General features: G+C 54.4%; 13 protein-coding genes, 4 tRNA genes and 1 pseudogene. 11 read left to right on the forward strand and 7 right to left on the reverse strand.

What is annotated here, in order from left to right; translation table 11 throughout:
• Window positions 1-177 precede the first annotated feature (177 nt).
• Entirely contained in the window at window positions 178-915 is a 738-nt protein-coding gene (locus E1H13_RS24250; RefSeq protein ID WP_256378563.1) for a hypothetical protein, read from the forward strand.
• Window positions 916-928: 13 nt separating this feature from the next.
• Here the strand turns inward: E1H13_RS24250 and E1H13_RS24255 are convergent.
• A tRNA-Ser gene (locus tag E1H13_RS24255) sits at window positions 929-1018 on the reverse strand.
• A 226-nt stretch (window positions 1019-1244) separates the two neighbouring features.
• On the opposite strand from E1H13_RS24255, the gene E1H13_RS24260 reads away from it, so the two are divergent.
• The 6 genes from E1H13_RS24260 (at window position 1245) to E1H13_RS24285 (ending at window position 4417) form a co-directional block, all read left to right on the forward strand.
• Window positions 1245-1317, forward strand: a tRNA-Ala gene (locus E1H13_RS24260).
• 13 nt (window positions 1318-1330) lie between these two features.
• Window positions 1331-1446, forward strand: a tRNA-OTHER gene (locus tag E1H13_RS24265).
• A 13-nt stretch (window positions 1447-1459) separates the two neighbouring features.
• Window positions 1460-1575, forward strand: a tRNA-OTHER gene (locus E1H13_RS24270).
• A 313-nt stretch (window positions 1576-1888) separates the two neighbouring features.
• The gene (locus E1H13_RS24275) at window positions 1889-2197 is read left to right on the forward strand and encodes an integrase core domain-containing protein (protein ID WP_169617551.1); all 309 of its coding nucleotides are present in this window, start codon (window positions 1889-1891) and stop codon (window positions 2195-2197) included.
• Between the two features lie 126 nt (window positions 2198-2323).
• Complete coding sequence (locus E1H13_RS24280; RefSeq protein ID WP_169617552.1) at window positions 2324-2818, forward strand: hypothetical protein; 495 nt, start codon at window positions 2324-2326, stop codon at window positions 2816-2818.
• 297 nt (window positions 2819-3115) lie between these two features.
• The gene (locus E1H13_RS24285) at window positions 3116-4417 is read left to right on the forward strand and encodes a S41 family peptidase (protein WP_169617553.1); all 1302 of its coding nucleotides are present in this window, start codon (window positions 3116-3118) and stop codon (window positions 4415-4417) included.
• Here E1H13_RS24285 and E1H13_RS24290 read toward each other — a convergent pair.
• Together E1H13_RS24290 and E1H13_RS24295 are read right to left on the reverse strand one after the other, a co-directional pair.
• Window positions 4410-4958 (reverse strand): tetratricopeptide repeat protein, encoded by a 549-nt coding sequence (locus E1H13_RS24290; protein ID WP_169617554.1) that lies wholly within the window; start codon window positions 4956-4958, stop codon window positions 4410-4412. The two genes, E1H13_RS24285 and E1H13_RS24290, sit on opposite strands and share 8 nt — an antisense overlap.
• A gap of 456 nt (window positions 4959-5414) precedes the next feature.
• The gene (locus E1H13_RS24295) at window positions 5415-7010 is read right to left on the reverse strand and encodes a photosystem II high light acclimation radical SAM protein (protein WP_169617555.1); all 1596 of its coding nucleotides are present in this window, start codon (window positions 7008-7010) and stop codon (window positions 5415-5417) included.
• Window positions 7011-7655: 645 nt separating this feature from the next.
• Here E1H13_RS24295 and E1H13_RS24300 point away from each other — a divergent pair.
• The 3 genes from E1H13_RS24300 to E1H13_RS24310 all read left to right on the forward strand — a co-directional run bounded on the left by E1H13_RS24300 (window position 7656) and on the right by E1H13_RS24310 (window position 9156).
• Complete coding sequence (locus E1H13_RS24300) at window positions 7656-8036, forward strand: DUF1830 domain-containing protein (RefSeq protein ID WP_169617556.1); 381 nt, start codon at window positions 7656-7658, stop codon at window positions 8034-8036.
• A 73-nt stretch (window positions 8037-8109) separates the two neighbouring features.
• Window positions 8110-8547 (forward strand): DUF4079 domain-containing protein, encoded by a 438-nt coding sequence (locus tag E1H13_RS24305; protein WP_169617557.1) that lies wholly within the window; start codon window positions 8110-8112, stop codon window positions 8545-8547.
• Between the two features lie 21 nt (window positions 8548-8568).
• A complete protein-coding gene (locus E1H13_RS24310) occupies window positions 8569-9156 on the forward strand; it encodes a hypothetical protein (RefSeq protein ID WP_240966830.1) in 588 nt (195 codons plus the stop codon).
• Here the strand turns inward: E1H13_RS24310 and E1H13_RS24315 are convergent.
• Window positions 9149-12970 carry a hydantoinase B/oxoprolinase family protein gene (locus E1H13_RS24315; protein WP_169617558.1) on the reverse strand — a complete coding sequence of 1274 codons (3822 nt, stop codon included), beginning with the start codon at window positions 12968-12970 and terminating at the stop codon, window positions 9149-9151. The genes E1H13_RS24310 and E1H13_RS24315 overlap by 8 nt on opposite strands.
• A 253-nt stretch (window positions 12971-13223) precedes the next feature.
• On the opposite strand from E1H13_RS24315, the gene E1H13_RS24320 reads away from it, so the two are divergent.
• On the forward strand, window positions 13224-14165 hold the full coding sequence (locus E1H13_RS24320) for a GDP-L-fucose synthase (protein ID WP_169617559.1): 942 nt from the start codon (window positions 13224-13226) through the stop codon (window positions 14163-14165).
• An 86-nt stretch (window positions 14166-14251) separates the two neighbouring features.
• On the opposite strand, the gene E1H13_RS24325 is transcribed toward E1H13_RS24320, so the two are convergent.
• The 3 genes and pseudogenes from E1H13_RS24325 to E1H13_RS24335 form a co-directional block, all read right to left on the reverse strand.
• Window positions 14252-15472 (reverse strand): type II secretion system F family protein, encoded by a 1221-nt coding sequence (locus E1H13_RS24325; RefSeq protein WP_169617560.1) that lies wholly within the window; start codon window positions 15470-15472, stop codon window positions 14252-14254.
• Window positions 15473-15694: 222 nt separating this feature from the next.
• Window positions 15695-16819 carry a type IV pilus twitching motility protein PilT gene (locus E1H13_RS24330; protein WP_169617561.1) on the reverse strand — a complete coding sequence of 375 codons (1125 nt, stop codon included), beginning with the start codon at window positions 16817-16819 and terminating at the stop codon, window positions 15695-15697.
• Window positions 16820-17013: 194 nt separating this feature from the next.
• Window positions 17014-18951 (reverse strand): annotated as a pseudogene (locus E1H13_RS24335) (GspE/PulE family protein); the annotation flags it as partial.
• Window positions 18952-19098 lie beyond the last annotated feature (147 nt).

Raw genomic sequence — 19098 nt, forward strand, 5'->3', positions numbered from 1 at the left:
TGCTTCCCCCGATGGCTGGTGCCGTTCTTGGAGATATCGTGAGACCCACAGGTCGGACAGGTCATCTCAATAGCCATGCGCTTGTCTCCCTGGTTATCGTGGTGGCGTAGTCTGATTTTCCTCCGTCCCGTGCATTAATGCACTACCCCGCTACTGGTAGGCGATGTTGCTACCTCTCTGGAAAAAGCCAACCTGGCCACAGCCAAAAGCCTGGTGGCCGTCAGCGACGATGAAGTTCAAAACCTGGAAGTTGGGTTACTCGCTCATCGAGTTAACCCCCTCTGTCGCGCTATTATTCGCACCTACGATCAACGCTTTACGGATCGTGTGGCCCAGATTTTCCCCTTTACCCAGGTGATTTGTGTTTCAGCCATTGCCGCCGAAGCCTTTGCTGGAGCAGCTTTTGGCGAACAGGTGATTGGTTTATTCAGACTAGAGCAAAACACTATTCTAGTTACCCAATATACTATCGACACCGATGACACCTTGAACGGGCTGTTGCTGTCTGAGGTGGCCTATGGCTATGGTGTTTTGCCCATCTGGTACCAGCATGCCCTGCAGCCAGGTAAAGTCATGCCCTCCGAAGATATCCGTCTCCAACCGGATGATTGTCTTATCGTTCTAGCCAATATAAGCGGTCTGCGCCGCATCGAACAAGGTCAGCTTGCTGTCAAAAGTTGGCAAGTGCGGGTTGACAAAGCGATGACTGCTGACGCCCTATTTGATGGAGCTTCTGAAATTGCTCGCGTCTCAGGTTACCAATTGAGGGATGCCCGCGAGTTTATGACCCGACTACCTAACACCATTCCCTGCTGGATGCATCACCATCAAGCCCTGCGATTGGCTCGCTTACTCAACCGAACCCAAGTAAAAGCCTGGGCTATTCCCCCTGGGGAATCAAAACCAATTAATTAAACGTTTTCAAAAACGGAAGCGGTGGGATTTGAACCCACGAGGGAAGGTTTACTCCCCTACCTCCTTAGCAGGGAGGCGCTTTCGACCACTCAGCCACGCTTCCAAGGAGCAATCTTTGGTTAGTGTAGCAGAGACTTGAACCGATAGACTACTGTTTTGCCAGGTTTGATTGACATGGCTGGCGATATCTTAAGCGGCTTTAGTCTACGCTGATTTTGATAGAATACTGTAGGTCAGCCGGGGAATTAGCTCAGTTGGTAGAGCGCTGCGATCCCGCAGGGTGGCCGAAGGCCAATCGCACCGTTACGGTGCGTCGCACAACATAATACGGGGAATTAGCTCAGTTGGTAGAGCGCTGCGATCGCACCGCAGAGGTCAGGAGTTCGAATCTCCTATTCTCCATTTCAGTCAAACCATTAGCTCAGTTGGTAGAGCGCTGCGTTCCCGCAGGGTGGCCGGAGGCCAATCGCACCGCAGAGGTCAGGAGTGCCTCCTCCGGAGGAGCTGCGCTATCGAATCTCCTATTCTCCATTTCAGTCAAACCATTAGCTCAGTTGGTAGGGCGCTGCGTTCCCGCCGGGTGGCCGGAGGCCAATCGCACCGCAGAGGTCAGGAGTGCCTCCTCCGGAGGAGCTGCGCTATCGAATCTCCTATTCTCCATTCTCTCAAAACCATACAGGTCAAGGGCTGTACCGCCCATCAACAAATTGATTCAGAGCCTTGGTGAGTTCCTGGGGTTAGACACTGTTATGCCACTTTTGGCCATTTTGGTTAGAATTTGGATCGAAATTGGATCGAAAGATTCCTCGATCCATTCGATCCATTCTCCAGAGGGCTTTCACCATGGCCAATGCTGCTAGAGCGAAGAAGGGCACCGTCTCTGTGACCAGCGACCGAGATCGGTTATAGTGAACCCCAAAAACTGGACAGGTAGCTAAGCTCTGAACCACTCAAACCATGATAGGAGTAGTTCATGGGCAGAAAACGTAAGCAGTACAGTGCGCAATTCAAGGCTAAGGTGGCCATTGAAGCGATTCGAGGGCAAAAGACCACCGCTGAGTTGGCCAGTCAGTACGAGATTCATCCCACGATGATCAACAACTGGAAACGGGATTTGCTGGACAAGGCCAGTGAGCTGTTTGATAGCGGCAAGAGCACGAACCATGTTCAAGCCGAGACTCAGGCACAGAATGACTGGTTTCAGTGGTACAACCAACACCGACCGCATCAATCGTTAAACTACCAAACCCCGGATGAGGTGTATTATGTGACTACGGGGTAATACATTGTGAAAAGCGTAGAACAAGTCTCGATCTTTCAGAGCTTAACTACCCTATCAAGTTGTCCAAGCTCTGGGGTCCACTTCAGACTTGATAGACACGATTCTTGCTAACCGGGAGCCAAAGTCATGAACACCAGCACACCCGGCCCCGGTGACTGGCTTGACCGGATCGAGGCACTGCTGGAGCGATCTATCGTTCAGCACAACCAGGAGATGGCCGAGATTAGAGCTGGTCTGAGAGAAACGCGCTCGATTACCGACAGCAACGCTCGATCTGTTCAGGCGTGGGAAACCCGCATTGAGGACGGCATTGCCGAAGCCGAGGAAGTCTTGACCGCCATGTCAGCCAACACTAACCGGCGCATGGAAGATGCGATTACAGATCCTGTCCAGTTGGTGGGCAATCTAGCTAACCAATTTAATCAAGATCGGCAGCGCTTTGACCAGCTCCATGAAGAGTACAGCCAGCGCTTTAATAACCTGCTGGAAGAGGCACGGACAGATAGACAAGCCATGCAGGAGGCCCGTGAGGCCAATGATGCAGAGCACCGGGCTTTCACCCAGAATGTCCAAGTGCTGCTAGCTGAAATCTCCCGGATCTGGCAGCGCCTGGTCAGTTAGTCCTACCCCGAACCGAATCTGGTGCTGGGGATGCCGGGAGCTGGATTGCCTACGGGGGCACCCTGGATGATCGGGGTGGCGTTGGCATCGAAACTGAGTTAGCGTCCCACGGTTTTGTCAAACCTTTGTCACAGGTCCGCCATGGGCAGCGATTACGCTCAAAGTTATCCATAGACTTTTGGGTCTGAGCCAGCGGCAGCAGACCCTCTGCTGGGCAACCTAAACATGCCCATAGGCGCTGGACTCAGCTCCCTACTGTTCTGTGACTAGTCCTTTAATAAATTCGACTGCTGTGCTATGCCTCAACGTCGTTGTCAGTTTGCGTTAACGTCTAAACTTGTCGCCCTATCGTCCGCCGAAAAGGCCCTGGCGTTTGCCTCAACCCTGACGTTCATTGGGTTGCCGGTACTCACCACCACGGCCTGGGCCGCCTGGCAAGACAACCCCAAGAGCGTCCTAGACGAGGCTTGGCAAATTGTCTATCGTTCCTATGTAAACCCTACCTTTAACCAGGTGGACTGGGTGCAGGAGCGGCAGGCCCTGCTGGACCAGGAATTTACCTCCCCTGAAGCCGCCCATGACGCCCTGAAGGCTATGCTGGCAAGGCTTGATGACCCCTACACCCGGTTTATGACGCCGGAGCAGTTTCAGGCGTTTTCGAACCAGACCAATGGCCAACTGGTAGGGGTGGGAATGCGGCTTGCCCTTGATCCTGAAACCGGAGCACTGATGGTGGTAAAGCCGATTGAAGGGTCCCCGGCGATGGCAGCCAACGTGCATCCAGGGGATCACATTTTGCAGATCAACGGAACTTCGACCCAGGGCATGACGGTGGAAGTGGCCGCCAGCCAGATTCGTGGGGAGGCGGGCACAACGGTGGAGTTGCTAATGCAGCGCAACGATACGGCTCCCTTTGTGGTTACCCTCACCCGGGCTCGCATTGATCTACCAGTGGTGACCTCGGCCCTACAAGAGATCGAGGGCAAGCGCATTGGCTACTTACGACTGAGCGCATTTAACGCCCAGTCTGCCGAGCAGATGGAGCAGGCGATTAAACGCCTGGAAGAGCAGCAGGTGGACGGCTATGTGCTCGATCTACGCAACAACCCGGGGGGCATACTCAGTCAGGCGATCGCGATCGCCCGCATGTGGCTAGATGAAGGAACAATTGTGCGCACCGTAGACCGGGATGGTCAGGGCGACGTGACTAGCGCCAACCGCACAGCCCTCACCGATAAACCGCTGGTGGTGCTGGTCAACGGCAACTCGGCCAGTGCCAGCGAAGTGCTCACCGGGGCGTTGCAAGATAACCGCCGGGCCACGGTGGTGGGCACCCAAACCGTGGGCAAGGCCCTGGTGCAGTCGATCAATCGTCTGGGAGATGGCTCGGGTCTGAATGTCACCATCGCCCGCTACTACACCCCCTCCGGGGCTGACATCAACCGCAAGGGCATTACCCCCGATGTGGTGGCCGAGTCGCCCGAAGCCGACCAACGAGACCTATGGCTGCACCCCGATCGCCTCGGCACCGAACAAGATAGCCAGTTCGTAACGGCGATCGCCCAGCTACGAAAGGCGATTCGCGACAACGTTAACTAGCCTGGTGATGAGCGGCAAGGTCGTGGCAAAGCTTCTGGATTGATTCAGCAATAGGGGGTAGGTCTGACTGGGCCACCCGCTGGTAGCTGCGGTAAGCGGCCCGAACCTGCCCTAAACGATGCAGGGCCACGCCACGAAACAGCCAGGCCTGACGGTGGTTAGGCGATCGCCAGAGGACATGGTTACAGCAATTGAGTGCTGCCTCTGGCTGATGAAGCAGGATGAACAACGCAGCCTTTTGCAGCCAAAATCGAGTGTCGGCAAAACCTGCCAACGCTTGGCCCTGCTCCAGACTTTGTAGGGCGTCGTCGTAGCGGCTCAGGCAGGCTAGGGCTTCGGCCCGGCTGTACCAGCTCTCGATGTCGTGGGGGTGGGCGGTTAACGCTTGCTCAAACTGCTCTAGCGCCTCTAGATAGCGGCCCATTTCCAGGTAGAGTTTGCCCTGTTCGCAGTGACGCAGAGCTTCGGTTTCGTAGTCGAGGGCTGGGATCGGGCGGTAGCCTGTGGGGAGAATTTGGCGATCGCGAACGCAGGTCTCCATAGTGTTTGTCCTTTCTGAGTGAGGGAAGCGATTGATTTAGTAGTTAACGTTAATGAGCTGATGTGGCACTGCTGTGTCAGGGGCATTTCAGAGGTATTGCAGGGATTAGAAACCTGTATAACCTATCCAAATCCTGGAGATCTCAAGGCCTCAACTCAGTTCAAGCTGCCCACGTACCAGCCTGCCCAGCCCTGCCACATCTTGCTGAGCGACTACGCTGCCGTGGCCGAAGTAATTAATCGCAGGCCGATACTACGACACTGCGCTGGCAGAGCCTAGCCGGAGGGCAATCGCATTGCCTGGGTCGAACCCATACCCACCGGTTGCAATGGTGAAGATATAAGTATCATGACTCGACGCACTACTCCCATGGAGTAACCAAGTGCAAGCAGCAGGGACAGATGCTTGTCTCTGTCCCTGTGCTAACGATGCACTTCATGCCGACCACTAACGCTTTTAAGCCTGTTGTAGCGCCAGGGGACGACGTTCAGGTTCAATCGGCGCACTCAGGGCTGATTCCAGGGGAGCGCATCCCAGGCGTTCCTCCAGGATATCCATCACTTCGCGGCCAAAGTCGTCGGGGTTACGCTGCCAGGCTTCCAGGCAGACTTCTCCAAAGAAAGACCCTAGGGGCTCTGGATTCCACAGCAGCTTCTTTGACACCCAGGGCAGGTGGATATCCAGGGGGTTATAGTCCCGCTGCAGGATGTCTTTCTCGAAGGCGTACTCTTCCAGGTGGGTGTGGGGCTGCAAGCCGATGAAGAAGATCGCCGGTTCCACCTTGTCGCGGCCAAACACCTGCTCCAGTGCCCGATGGTAGGCCAGGGTTTGGCGGATGGTTTCGGGCCGCTCGTCAATCACATTAAAAGAGTAATTGACCGACACCAGATCATTAAATCCAGCCATCCTTAGGTCTTTGCAGTTTTGCAGTACCGTGCGCAGGTTATAGCCCATACGCATCTTTCGCACCAGTTCTTGGGAGCCGCTGGTGATGCCAATTTCAAAGTAGTTCATGCCCGTGGCCACCATCAGCTCACACAGCCGGGGCGTGAGATTATCGGCCCGGATGTAGGCCGCCCAGTGAATGTCCTCCATCCCCGCCGCCAAAATTTTCTCCAGTAGCTCTTCAGCATCCCGCATAAACCGGCGGGCCGGAATAAACTGGGCATCGGTGAACCAAAAGTTACGCACCCCCCGATCGTAGAGTTGGCGCATTTCGGCCACCACCTCTTCGGCAGGGTTGATGCGCACCTGCTTCCCTTCCACGACGGTGTAGATGCAGTAGCAGCAATTGTGGGGGCAACCCCGCTTCGTTTGCACCCCGACATAGAAGTCTTGCTCTTGCAGGTAGTAGTCAAACTCGGGCCAGATGGTCTCAATGTAGTCGTAGTCGCAGGCGGTTTTTTCTAGAGGAGCGGGCTCCTCGTGAATCATGCGATCGCGCGGTTGGGTCTGCCCCACCACATAGCAGCGCTGGTCCGAGAAGTCTTCTCCTCGCAGCAGTCGCTCCAATAACATTTCCCCTTCGCCAACCGAAATAATGCTGCCCTGGGGGAGACGATTGTGCAGTTGCTCATAAAAGACACTGACCGCACCACCCCCGACTACTAGGGTGACCTCTGGACGATGGCGCTGCGCTCGCTTCAACCCGCGTTTAATTAATCCCTGGTTGCGCCAAAGTTCAGCCAGGTACGTGGTAGCCATGCGCAAGCCGCCCAGAGCACCCCGTAGTTTCAGCAACGGATTGCGGGCGTAGAAAAACTCAAAGGCGTTTTGCAGTGGATTGCCCCCCCGGCCACCCACCGGGGCAAAAATCTGAATATCTCGCCAGGAAAACACCAGCAGGGTGGGTTGAAACTGATCAATACAGCGATCAAGGGCCGCCCCATAATCCAGCGGTGGTACCGCCCCCAGATCGAAAATGCGCTGCTCTACCTGGGGAAACAATTTATGCACATGATCGGCCAGATAGACTACCCCAATGGGAAAGATTGGGTTACATGGCAGTCGCACGTACAGCACTCGGGATTGTTCAGCAAATTGCTGCGTCATTATCAACTCAGGTTGGACATATATCTTCACGATAACACTGTCTTTCCTGATGGGCAGGCACCTAGCCGTAGCTGGTATTTTCTTTCGTTTATGGCTGAATAGATCTGTGTCAATGGAATTAGCCCTAGCAGCACTCTATCTTGATCCCTATGCTGGATCCTTAAAGACGACGACAGGAAAGACGACGACAGGGCACCTGACCTGGAAATTTAGTTGAGTCAGGCTGAGAGGTTGTTTGAAAAGCCAAAGAGCGTCTCAGGTTATACCTGTGGAGTCGGGTAACGCCCTTAAGCTTCAAAGGATTTACGACCTCTTGGCGGAAATTATGTCTGGGATCACCTCTTTAAACAGCTTCTGAGGAAGGCTGCCTGATGATATAAAGAAAATGTTAAGGCTTGCCGGAAAATTATTCCCCCTTAGGGTAGAGATTCTTAGGACAGAGATTGGGGCGAAGTTTGGCGGTTTTTGGGCAACAATATCGGGAACTAGGCCTCACCCATAGGGTTGCAAGACCTTAAGAAACCTGTCGAAACATTCAAAACTATGAAGGGATTGCCGGTGTTGGTAGTCGCCTTTACAGCAGCTTGGGATCACGAAATGTTAGGCTTTGCCTAGTGATTCTTGCAGTATTGCCGTTAAGCATCCATGGCACAAATTCTTGACTCCCTTCCACCTGATAGTTCAGGCCAGATCCTCTGTTGCTATGTGAATGCCACTAGCAAAATTCAGGTCGCTCGCATCACCAACGTGCCTGACTGGTACTTTGAGCGAGTGGTATTTCCAGGTCAGCGCCTGATGTTTGAGACTGCTCCCAAGGCGCTGCTAGAGATCCATACCGGAATGATGGCTAGTGCCATTCTATCCGATACTATTCCTTGCGAACGCCTTCGTATTGATGAACCCGAGGCTGACGAGCCTCAGCTACAGACTATCCCTGAACCACCGGTTTTTAAGTTGCCCCTCGGTACCGAATCGGGGGTGGTAACGGCTAGTGGTGAAGCTGTCGTGGTATCTTCAGTCAGTTAGCCTCAGCGATCGTTAGGATGGCTGTCGTTATTATATCTTCGCTTGTGTGCGAATTCGTTCATCGACGCTAACTGTGGACTTACCCTCTTTTTTGTGGCTATGGCGGATTGCAGCCTGGTCTATGGGCCTGACCTTAACTAGCTACAGTGTTTTACTGGTTACCGGTGGTACTCTCGCTTTTACCCGGCGAAAAGGCATTGGTCGGTCTTCATGGCTGCGACCATTGCATATTTTGGTGGGGTCTGGGCTAGTGGTGCTGGTGTTGCTGCTGCTGGCCATTGGCGTTATTGGCACCCTTGGGGAATATGGCCACCTGGGGCATTCCCTGCATCTGCCTTTTGGTTTGATGGTAGTCACCCTAGTGTTAGCTTCTGCCTGGAGTGCGAGTCGCATCAGCCAGGAGCGCCCCTGGGCTCGTAAGCTACACATCGGGTTGAATGGTGGGCTAGGGTTGGCTTTAGTCGCCGCTGGCCTTTCCGGTTGGGTGGTGGTGCAAAAGTACTTGCCCTAGCTTGTCCTGCAAAGGCGTTTTATGGTGGAATCTTCTCTGGATCAGGGGATGGTAAATGGTCGAGGCGATCGCCAGGTTTTTCCGATCGCCCCTCTAATTCGCATTACCCTATTACTGCTCTACATCGCGCTGATGGGTCCCTTGCCGTTTTTAGCCAGGGCTACCCAGGCTCCAGTATCTCCAACAGTCCTAACCCTTGGAATTATCATGGGTGGCATCGGCCTTTACGCTGCCCTGGCTCAACGGGTAGAGGTTGATCCCCAGGGGATTCAGGTGGTTTATCCCCGCTGGATTCGCTGGTTGTTTCGCAGTGGCTGGCAATTGAGTTGGGCCGATGTCACTGCCCTGAAGCCGCGATCGACAGGCCAGGGCGGCCTAGTCTACTACTTTGTTGGCGCTAACCAGCAAGCTTACCTGTTGCCCATGCGGGTAGCTGGGTTTGCTCGTCTGGTGGAATTGGTAAACACCTACACTGGCATCGATACCCAGGATGTCAAACCCCTGGCCCAGCCTTGGATGTATGGCATTTTGCTGCTGTTTACCCTGCTGCTGCTGTTGCTTGACGCTTGGACCATCACCACAGCCCTGAGTATGAGCCCGGTTAGTTAGGTGCCCCAAAGCCGCCGCCGCCAGGGGTGGCAATGCACATGCGATCGCCCCCTGAGACAGCCACCGTCGCCTGACCTGGCAAAGTTTCGATCTGGCCATTGGCGCGCAAAATCGTATTCTCACCGACCTGGCCTGGCTGCCCCCCCTTGAGACCAAAGGGAGGCACCCGCCGGTGATTAGACAAAATCGCCGCCGTCATTGGTTCCTGGAACTCTAGGATGCGCACAATACCGTTGCCCCCCGGGTACTGCCCGGCCCCCCCACTGCCCTGGCGAATGGAAAACTGTCTCAACAGCACCGGAAAGCGCCACTCCAGCACCTCTGGATCCGTTAGTCGTGAGTTGGTCATGTGGGTATGGACGGCATCGGTGCCAGGAAAGTCTGGCCCGGCCCCGGATCCCCCACAGATGGTTTCGTAATACTGGTGGCGTTCATTGCCAAAAGTGAAATTGTTCATGGTGCCCTGGGACCCAGCCATTACCCCTAGGGCGCCATAGATGGCGTCGGTGATCGCCTGGGAGGTTTCCACATTGCCAGCGACTACCGCAGCTGGATCATCGGGGTTTAGCATCGACCCAGTTGGTAGGGTGATCTGCAGCGGCTTGAGGCAGCCAGCATTCAGGGGAATGTCATCGTCTACAAGGGTCCTAAACACATAGAGAACAGCTGCTTTACCCACCGCTGCTGGCGCATTAAAGTTATTCGGGCGTTGGGGCGATGTGCCGGTAAAGTCGATGTGGGCACTGCGCTGCTGTCGATCAACCGTGACTTGCACCGTAATCTGACTACCATCATCCATCGGGTAGGTGAACTGCCCATCCTGTAACCGATCAATCACCCGCCGCACACAGGCTTCAGCGTTATCCTGCACATGTTGCATGTAGGTTTTTACCTGCTCCAGACCGTAGTGATTGACTAGCTTGTGCAGCTCCTGGACACCCTTTTCGTTGGCTGCGATTTGGGCTTTCAAGTCGGCTATGTTTTGGCTGGGATTCCGCACCGGATAGGGGGCACTGGTCAAGATAGCCAGCAGTTCCTGCTCCAGAAACCGCCCCTGATCCACCAGTTGCACATTGTCCAGCAGCACCCCTTCTTCGGCAATGGTGGTGCTAGTGGGCGGCATCGAGCCGGGGGTAATGCCACCAATATCAGCATGGTGACCCCGGGAGGCGACGTAGAAGTAGGGAGTCGAGTAGGCTGAGGACGCTTTGCCCAGATCTTTTGTCAGAAACACCGGAGTAATCACCGTAATGTCTGGGAGATGGGTACCGCCGTTGTAGGGATTATTTTGCAGGTAGACATCCCCCGGCTTGAGGCGTTGCCCTGTGGCTCGAATTAAGCTCTGCACACTTTCCCCCATGGAGCCTAAATGCACTGGAATATGAGGCGCATTGGCCACCAGTTGCCCCTGGTGGTCAAACAGGGCGCAGGAAAAATCAAGCCGCTCTTTGATGTTGACCGAGTAGCTAGTGTTTTGTAAGGTGATGCCCATTTCTTCGGCGACCGCCCGGAAGAGGTTGTTGAAGATTTCTAGCAGGACGGGATCTGGGGGAGTGGGGGAGTGGCCTGCCCTGAGCGGAGTCGAAGGGGGGAGTAGGGGAGTGGATGGGTGGGTGGGTGGATGGGTGAGGTGCTTAGGCGTTGCCGTCTGCCTTTTTCCTTCTGCCTTTAAAATCAAATGCCCCTTAACCGTTAGCGTCGCCTCCCATCCGGGTTCCACCACATTGGTGCCAGTGGGCTCAATGATCAAGGCGGGGCCTGAGAGCTGATCTCCCGGGCAGAGGTCGCCGCGGTGGTAGACGGGGGTGTCGTGCCAGGCCTCAGCGGTATACATGGGGACAGTGGTTTTCGGGACCAGGGGGGTGGTGCGGCTAGTTGGTAAATCGGGTTCGTCAGGACTGTGGGTGCGGCCGATCACTTCCACGGCGGCGGTATCCACAATTAGTCGCTTGGTGTCTTGGGCAAAGCCGTAGCGCTGGAGGTGCAGGGTGGTGAACTGCGATCGCATGGCCTGCACAGAGCCAAACTCTACCGCCAGCGTAGAGTCGCTACCTTCGTACTTCAGCAATAGCCGGGGCCGCACCTCTATCCCCTGGGGCAAGTCTTCTGGGCGGCTGGGCAAGAGTTTGGTCTGGGTAGGGGATAAGGGTAGGGCAAATCCCTGCTGGCGCAGGTGATTCTGCCCTTTTTCGGTAAGGGCATCCAGAATCTGCTGTACCTGGGGCAGGCTGTCGTCGTCCAGGGGGCGCTCCACCGATTGCTCATTCAGCGATCGCACATCCGCCAGACCCATGCCATAGGCGGACAGCACACCAGCGTAGGGATGCAAAAAGACTTCGGTCATGCCTAGGGCATCGGCAATTAAGCAAGCGTGCTGTCCCCCCGCACCGCCAAAGCAGCAGAGCCCATAGTCGGCAATGTCATAGCCTCGTTGCACCGAAATTTTTTTAATGGCATTGGCCATTTTTTCTACGGCAATGGCCAGAAAACCAGCAGCCACTTGTTCAGGGCGGCGAGTATCCCCAGTGGCGGCGTAAATGTCCTGGGCCAGGGCGTCAAACTTGGCCTGCACCACCGACGCATCTAGGGGCAAATTCCCCTCTGGGCCAAACACAGGGGGGAAAAACTCAGGCTGTAGCTTACCCACCATCACATTGCAATCGGTCACCGCCAGGGGTCCCCCATGGCGGTAACAAGCCGGCCCCGGATAGGCCCCTGCCGACTCTGGCCCCACCCGATAGCGGCTACCGTCAAAGCTGACGATGGAGCCTCCCCCCGCCGCCACCGTGTGGATGGCCATCATCGGTGCCCGCAGCCGTACCCCGGCCACCTCGGTTTCAAAGGTGCGCTCGTATTCCCCCCGATAGTGGGAGACATCGGTGGAGGTCCCGCCCATATCAAAGCCAATGATGCGATCGTATCCCGCTTGACGGCTGGTTTGTACCGCTCCTACCACGCCCCCGGCCGGTCCCGAGAGAATGCTGTCTTTACCCTGAAACAGAGCCGCGTCGGTGAGGCCGCCGTTGGACTGCATGAACATGAGCTGCGGAGGTGAGGGAGATGGAGGCATAAACCTCGTCTCCATCTCCCCTACCTGCAACTGTCCGGCCACATGGTCCACATACCGGCGTAAAATCGGTGACAGATAGGCATCGACTACGGTGGTATCGCCTCGGCTAATCAGCTTGATCAGCGGACTCACTTGGTGAGAGATGGAAACCTGGGTAAAGCCCGCTTGGCGGGCTAATGCTCCTAGGCGCTGTTCGTGGTCAGGGTAGCGATAGCCATGCATTAAGACAATGGCGCAAGCCCGGATGCCAGAGTCGTAGGCCTGGTGTAGCTGCTGAATCAGACGTGCTTCTTCATCGCTATCTAAGGGAATCAAAACGTCGCCCTGGGCGCTGATCCGTTCCTTCACCTCCAAGACCTGCTCGTAAAGCATCTCCGGTAGCTGAATGTGGCGGGCAAAAATGTCTGGACGATTTTGGTAGCCAATGCGCAGGGCGTCGCCTAAGCCCTGGGTGATCAACAACAGGGTGCGATCGCCCTTGCGTTCTAGCAGTGCATTGGTGGCTACCGTAGTGCCCATCTTCACCGCCTCGATGGCCGCCGCCGGAATCGCCTCATTGGCTGCTAGCCCCATCAGGTCACGTATGCCCTGAATCGGGGCATCTGCATAGCGTTCTGGATTGTCAGACAGCAGCTTGTGAACCATCAACTGGCCATCGGGGCGACGGGCTACGATATCCGTAAACGTGCCGCCCCGATCAATCCAAAATTGCCAACGCTGGGCGGTGGAGTCAGACGGAGACATAGGCGGGTCCGGTAAATTGCACAGAATTTTACAGGGGGTTTACCCTTTAGCCCTATTGTGAACTACACCTAAACCCGGTGGCCGCTTTATTGTCGTGATGGTGGCCAACATGCCACACTCAGGGTAATTTTTATGTCATGGTCGGGTAGATCGTAGATCACTCAGTCAATGGTCCAGACCCACCCAGGGGTATAGCCCGACAGCCTGCTACTTTTCGCTAACTGTCCTTAAATTGCTGCTTACTCTAACGTCTATGGATACGCAATCGAAGATCTATGTGGCCGGTTCCCGTGGTCTGGTGGGCAGTGCTCTGGTCAGAGCGTTAAGCCGCCAAGGCTATGAAAATTTAGTCCTCCCATCTAGCCAGGCCCTGGACCTGCGCAACCAAGCGGCGGTCGATGAGTTCTTTGCCCAAGAAAAGCCTGACTATGTTTTCTTGGCAGCGGCCAAAGTGGGTGGCATTCAAGCCAACAACACCTATCGGGCCGAGTTTCTCTACGATAATTTGATGATCGAGGCCAACATTATCCACAGCGCCTATCGCCATGGCGTCACCAAATTATTATTCTTGGGGTCATCCTGTATTTATCCCAAGCTCTGTCCCCAGCCCATGCAGGAAGACTACCTGCTGACAGGCTTTCTAGAGCCGACGAACGAACCCTACGCGATCGCCAAAATTGCCGGGCTTAAACTCTGTGAAAACTACTGCCGCCAGTATGGGGTCAGCTTTATCTCGGCTATGCCGACTAACCTCTATGGCATCAATGACAACTTCAACCTGGCTAACTCCCATGTGTTGCCAGCGTTGATGCGCAAGTTCCATGCCGCCAAGGTCAATGACGATCCCACTGTGACCGTATGGGGGACAGGCACCCCCTTGCGGGAGTTTTTGTATGTGGATGATCTGGCTGATGCCCTGATATTCTTGATGAACACTTACAACCGGGTCGAGTTTGTTAATGTTGGCACAGGGCAAGAAGTTTCTATTAAAGAACTGGCCTTGACAATAAAAGCGGTGGTCGGCTACGAAGGCGAACTGGTGTTTGATACTACCAAGCCTGACGGCACCCCCCGTAAGCTATTGGACGTATCCCGCCTGACTGCCGCTGGCTGGCAAGCTAAAACTAGCCTCAAGCAGGGGATTGAACAGACCTACAGCTGGTTTGTGCAAAACTACGACACCATCAGAGCCTAGTATTGACTGGCCAAGATAATACCACATTTGCTGGGCTGGGGGTGTCAGGTGCTAGGTAACAGGGAACAGGAACAAAGCGCGTGACACTACTGCACCACTTCCATAATTCGGAACATGGGTAGATACATCGATACCAGAATGGACCCTACCATACCCCCCAGCACCATAATCATGATCGGTTCCATAATACTGGTCAGCGCTTTAACGGCCTGCTCGACTTCGTCTTCATAAAAGTCGGCGACTTTCATTAGCATTTGGTCTAGTTCACCGGTTTCTTCCCCAATGCTGATCATCTGTACTGCCATGGTGGGAAATACCGAGTGCTTTTGCAGGGCTAAGCTAATCATGCCGCCAGTTTGCACATCTTTGCGAGCCTCGTCTACCGCTTCAGCAATCACCTGGTTGCCAGCGGTATCCCGCACAATTTCCAGGGCGGTCAGAATCGGTACCCCAGACTTAGACAACGACCCAAAGGTGCGGCAAAACCGAGCCGTCGCTGTTTTTTGAATCAGATCACCAAACAAGGGCATTTTTAAGGCAAACCGGTCGATAACCCGACGTCCATTAAGGGTGGCATAGTAGCGCCTAAAGGCAAACACGGCCGCCGCGATCACCGCAATCATGATCACCCAGTTCAAGGGTTGTCGCAAAAAACCGCTAATTCCCAGCATCATTTGGGTAAACAGGGGCAAATCTGCATCAAACTGCTCAAACATTTCGGCAAAGATGGGCAGCAGAAACATAGTCATGGCCACAAAAATGACCACTGCCAAAAAACCCACCGTCACCGGATAGGCCATGGCTGACTTAATTTGGTTTTGCAGTCGATTCAGGTCTTCCAGTAGCTTGGCCAGCCGATTGAGTACCTCATCGAGCACCCCGCCCACTTCCCCAGCCTGCACCAGGGCCACATAGAGGTTATCGAAACAGGCCGGGTGCTTACGCATGGCGTCTGATAAGCTGGTACCCTGCTGCACATCGGCATTAATGGCCAACAGCGACCTTTTCAACTTAGGGTTGGGGCAGTCATCAGCCAGCACCCCTAACCCCCTAACCAGGGCGACCCCAGCATTAACCAGGGCGGCAAACTGACGGGAGAAGATAGCCTTATCCTTGACAGTCACCTTGGTGAGCGAGGTTTTGATACTCTCAAAATCGAGGTTAAAGCTTGTCTCTTCTTTAATGTCGGAAACAAACAAACCCCGGTCCTTGAGCATATTACGGGCTTCATTGGGCGTTTCCGCCGCAATCCGCTCCTTGCGTTGGGAACCACTTGCATCACGACCAATGGCAACGTAGGTAGGCATGGCTCAAAGGCTGAATAGTTTCAGCAATTATAACGACTTGCTCTGGTTTCTGAGGCAATCAATTGGGCAGATCTAAACCAAATCCAAGTCCAGACCTGAGTTCTGTCTGTGGGAAAACTCCAGTTCCCGAGCTGGATATGATATGGAGTCGGTAAAAAGCCTGCAGAAAGATGGGTGGGCTAAAAGAACGGGTGTATCTAGTCTAGATACACCCATAACCAGTTAACGACGGGCTGCCCCAGCCCCCTGACGCCCAGCAGGGTTAGGCGTTGCCGCTGGCCCAATTAGACGCTGCAACTCGTCAGGCCGAGATGTCTTTGACATGGCTGCTTCAAAGGAAATGGCCCCTGATTTGTACAAATCGGCTAGGGTCTTTTCGAGGGTTTGCATAGCCAGCTTACCGCCCGTTTGAATGGCACCGTAAATCTGAGCTGTTTTACCCTCTCGAATCAAGTTGGCGATCGCTGGGGTCACCACCATAATTTCTTGAGCCATCACCCGGCCAAATTCTCCCGGCTTGGGGTTGGCCTTAGGCACTAAGGTTTGACTCAGTACAGCTACCAGAGAACCAGACAGCTGGACGCGAATCTGCTGCTGTTGCTCCGGGGGAAACACATCCACCATCCGGTCCACCGTTTGGGCTGCCGAGCTGGTGTGTAAGGTGCCAAATACCAAGTGACCGGTTTCTGCGGCAGAAATGGCTAGAGAAATAGTCTCTAAGTCTCGCATTTCCCCCACCAGAATCACATCTGGATCTTCCCGTAGGGCCGCCCGTAGGGCATTGGCAAAACTCTTCGTGTCCTCGCCGACTTGCCGTTGGTGAATCAGACTTTTAATCGGCTCGTAGACAAATTCAACTGGATCCTCAACTGTCAAAATGTGCTCAGGCCGGGTCAGGTTGATATTGTTGATCATCGAGGCCAGGGTGGTGGACTTACCTGACCCAGTCGGGCCCGTCACCAGTACCAAGCCCCGCGGCTTTTCGGACAGCTCCCGGACAATGTTGGGGAGCCCTAGGACCTCCAAGCTGGGAATTTTAGAACTAAGGGCCCGCAGACAGGCGGCATAGGTACCCCGATCCTTATATACGTTGACCCGGAAGCGAGCTAGGCCCTTGACCCCGTAAGAGCAGTCCAGTTCCCAGGTTTGCTCCAACTGCTTCCGCTGGGTATTGTTGAGCATGCTGAAAATTAGCCGCTGGCACGATTCGGGGGTCATTGGTTCGTGCTCAGTTGGGGTCAGCTTGCCGCTGATGCGGATGTAGGGAGGTAAGCCAGCGGACAGGTGTAAGTCTGACCCGCCCCGCTCAATTACCTCTTCCATCAAGTCCTCGATCATCAGTTCCATTCAACTACCTCCTTGATTAATAAAAGGATTGGTCACCGCCATCTCAACCAGCACCATCGAACCAAAACACCACTCAGGGAAACTGTCTGCCCGATTGGCCAATGACTTGGAACCTTTGAACTGATATAAACATGCCCAGGCCCCAGCCGGAAGCTGTCATCTTCACATCCCTTAACTTTTGGTTATAAACATCTCTAATCATGAAAACGGGGTGTCAAGCAATAGGGACAGTCAAGCCACTCCTGCTGTAGCTCAGCACCACAGCAGGAGCAAGTAAGCGATGCTTTACGCCTTGATTTCAGCTCCGCTTCTAAGCCAGTATCGGTAAAGGTAACCCGCTCTACCTCGTCTAGGGTGGTGTAGCCCTGACGCACCAGGTCAAGACTATAAGAGAGTAGAGTTTGCATACCTTCTTCCACCGCAGCTTCTTTGATGTGCTCTGTGGGAGCCCCTTCAGAAATCAGCTTTTGTAGCTTTTCGGTCACTCGCATGACCTCGTAGACCCCCACTCGTCCTTTGTAGCCACCTCCCTGGCAACTAGGGCAAAGGGTATTGTTAGCTTTGGCAGCGGTAATTTCCTCTAAGCTCAGGGTATTGGCTTTGTAAAAGGTGATATCAGACTCTAATGATGAAGTTAGACCAAAGCGAGCCAGCTCGTCTTGGGTCGGGTGGTAGGCAATACGACATTCGGAGCAAACTTTCCGGACTAAACGTTGGGCTAGGACCCCAATCAGAGCGCTGGAGACCATAAATGATTCAATTCCCATCTCATCCAGACGGGTGATGGCTCCGGCGGCATCATTGGTGTGCAGGGTCGTCAATACCAGGTGACCCGTCAAGGCGGCCTCAATGGCCGTTTTAGCCGTTTCTGGATCCCGAGTTTCCCCCACCAAAATGACATCGGGGTCTTGCCGCAAAAAAGCTCGCAAGATCATGGCAAAATCCATACCCTTTTCGCGAATGACCTGCACCTGGGTTAGTCCAGGCAGGGTGTATTCAATGGGGTCTTCGGCCGTGCTGATGTTAATGCCGGGATCGTTACGCTCTGACAGAACCGAGTACAACGTGGTGGTTTTACCAGAGCCTGTTGGTCCAGTCACTAAGATTAGGCCAAAGGGGCGAGAGGCCATTTCCTGGACAATTTGCAGCGAGTTAGGGTCGGTAATTAGCTTGTCTAAACCCAGCTGAGTAGAGGCATTGTCCAGAATCCTGAGGACTACCTTCTCGCCGCAGCGACTGGGTAAGGTGCTGACCCGAAAGTCTACCTTGCGACCCTGAAATACCCTGCGAATGCGCCCATCTTGGGGCATACGCCGTTCAGCAATGTCTAGTTCGGCAATAATTTTGAAGCGGGCGGTGACTGCTGGAATGATCTTTTTTGGCATCTTAGGCAAGGCTTCTCTAAGTACGCCGTCCTTACGGAAGCGCACTCGTAAGAACTCTTCTTGGGGTTCAATGTGAATGTCTGATACCCCTTCTTGCAGGGCTTTGACCAGAATTTTGTTCACCAGGGCAATCACAGGGGCTGCCCCAGCGTCCTTGAGGGCTGCCCCCAGGTCAGCCTCTTCATCAATCACGTCCTCCAGGGCACCGTCCCCAAAGTCTAGTTCTTCGAGGCTAGTGCTGACGTCAACGGCCGCTTCTAACTCTTCTTTCTTTTGGCGGGCAACTGCTTCATCCAAATAAGTGGAAATCAGCCGCTGATAATCCTCAACAGTGATTACCATCCGCTTCAGGGCCAGATTTTGGGGGCGCAAAATGCGGGTCAGGTCATCTTGAGCCTCCAGGTTTTCTGGATCGACCATGGCCACCAGGACGGACGGGTGATCGCCGTCCTCCCGGGAAAGCGGCACAAGCCGATGGCGACGGCAAGTATCTACCGGAATTAGCGTGTCAATCAGGTGGCTAATTTGAGCGGGGGAAATATCATTAATTTCCGGATCTAGCGATTCCACCCCGTAAAGAATCTTAAGCTCAAACAATTGCTGCTTTTTGTACTGACGCAGCAGTTCCGGGGAGAGCTGCTGACCGGTCATAGCTTCTAGCACATCGGTCAGCGCCTGACCCGTCTTACGGCTTTCAGCCAGGGCCTTTTGCATCTGCTCAGTATCTACATAGCCCGTCTGAATTAGGGTAGTGCATTAATGCACGGGACGAAGGAAAATCAGACTACGCCACCACGATAACCAGGGAGACAAGTTTATGGCTATTGAGATGACCTGTCCGACCTGTGGGTCTCACGATATCTCCAAGAACGGCACCAGCCATCGGGGGAAGCA

This window comes from Nodosilinea sp. P-1105, from assembly GCF_012911975.1.
Classification (GTDB): Bacteria; Cyanobacteriota; Cyanobacteriia; order Phormidesmidales; family Phormidesmidaceae; genus Nodosilinea.

What these genes read in the sequence shown, in the direction of transcription:
- E1H13_RS24275 (WP_169617551.1), top strand. Translation starts at nt 1,889, where the DNA reads ATGGGCAGAAAACGTAAGCAGTACAGTGCGCAATTCAAGGCTAAGGTG.
- E1H13_RS24280 (WP_169617552.1), top strand. Translation starts at nt 2,324, where the DNA reads ATGAACACCAGCACACCCGGCCCCGGTGACTGGCTTGACCGGATCGAG.
- E1H13_RS24285 (WP_169617553.1), top strand. Translation starts at nt 3,116, where the DNA reads ATGCCTCAACGTCGTTGTCAGTTTGCGTTAACGTCTAAACTTGTCGCC.
- E1H13_RS24290 (WP_169617554.1), bottom strand. Translation starts at nt 4,958, where the DNA reads ATGGAGACCTGCGTTCGCGATCGCCAAATTCTCCCCACAGGCTACCGC.
- E1H13_RS24295 (WP_169617555.1), bottom strand. Translation starts at nt 7,010, where the DNA reads ATGACGCAGCAATTTGCTGAACAATCCCGAGTGCTGTACGTGCGACTG.
- E1H13_RS24300 (WP_169617556.1), top strand. Translation starts at nt 7,656, where the DNA reads ATGGCACAAATTCTTGACTCCCTTCCACCTGATAGTTCAGGCCAGATC.
- E1H13_RS24310 (WP_240966830.1), top strand. Translation starts at nt 8,569, where the DNA reads ATGGTGGAATCTTCTCTGGATCAGGGGATGGTAAATGGTCGAGGCGAT.
- E1H13_RS24315 (WP_169617558.1), bottom strand. Translation starts at nt 12,970, where the DNA reads ATGTCTCCGTCTGACTCCACCGCCCAGCGTTGGCAATTTTGGATTGAT.
- E1H13_RS24320 (WP_169617559.1), top strand. Translation starts at nt 13,224, where the DNA reads ATGGATACGCAATCGAAGATCTATGTGGCCGGTTCCCGTGGTCTGGTG.
- E1H13_RS24325 (WP_169617560.1), bottom strand. Translation starts at nt 15,472, where the DNA reads ATGCCTACCTACGTTGCCATTGGTCGTGATGCAAGTGGTTCCCAACGC.
- E1H13_RS24330 (WP_169617561.1), bottom strand. Translation starts at nt 16,819, where the DNA reads ATGGAACTGATGATCGAGGACTTGATGGAAGAGGTAATTGAGCGGGGC.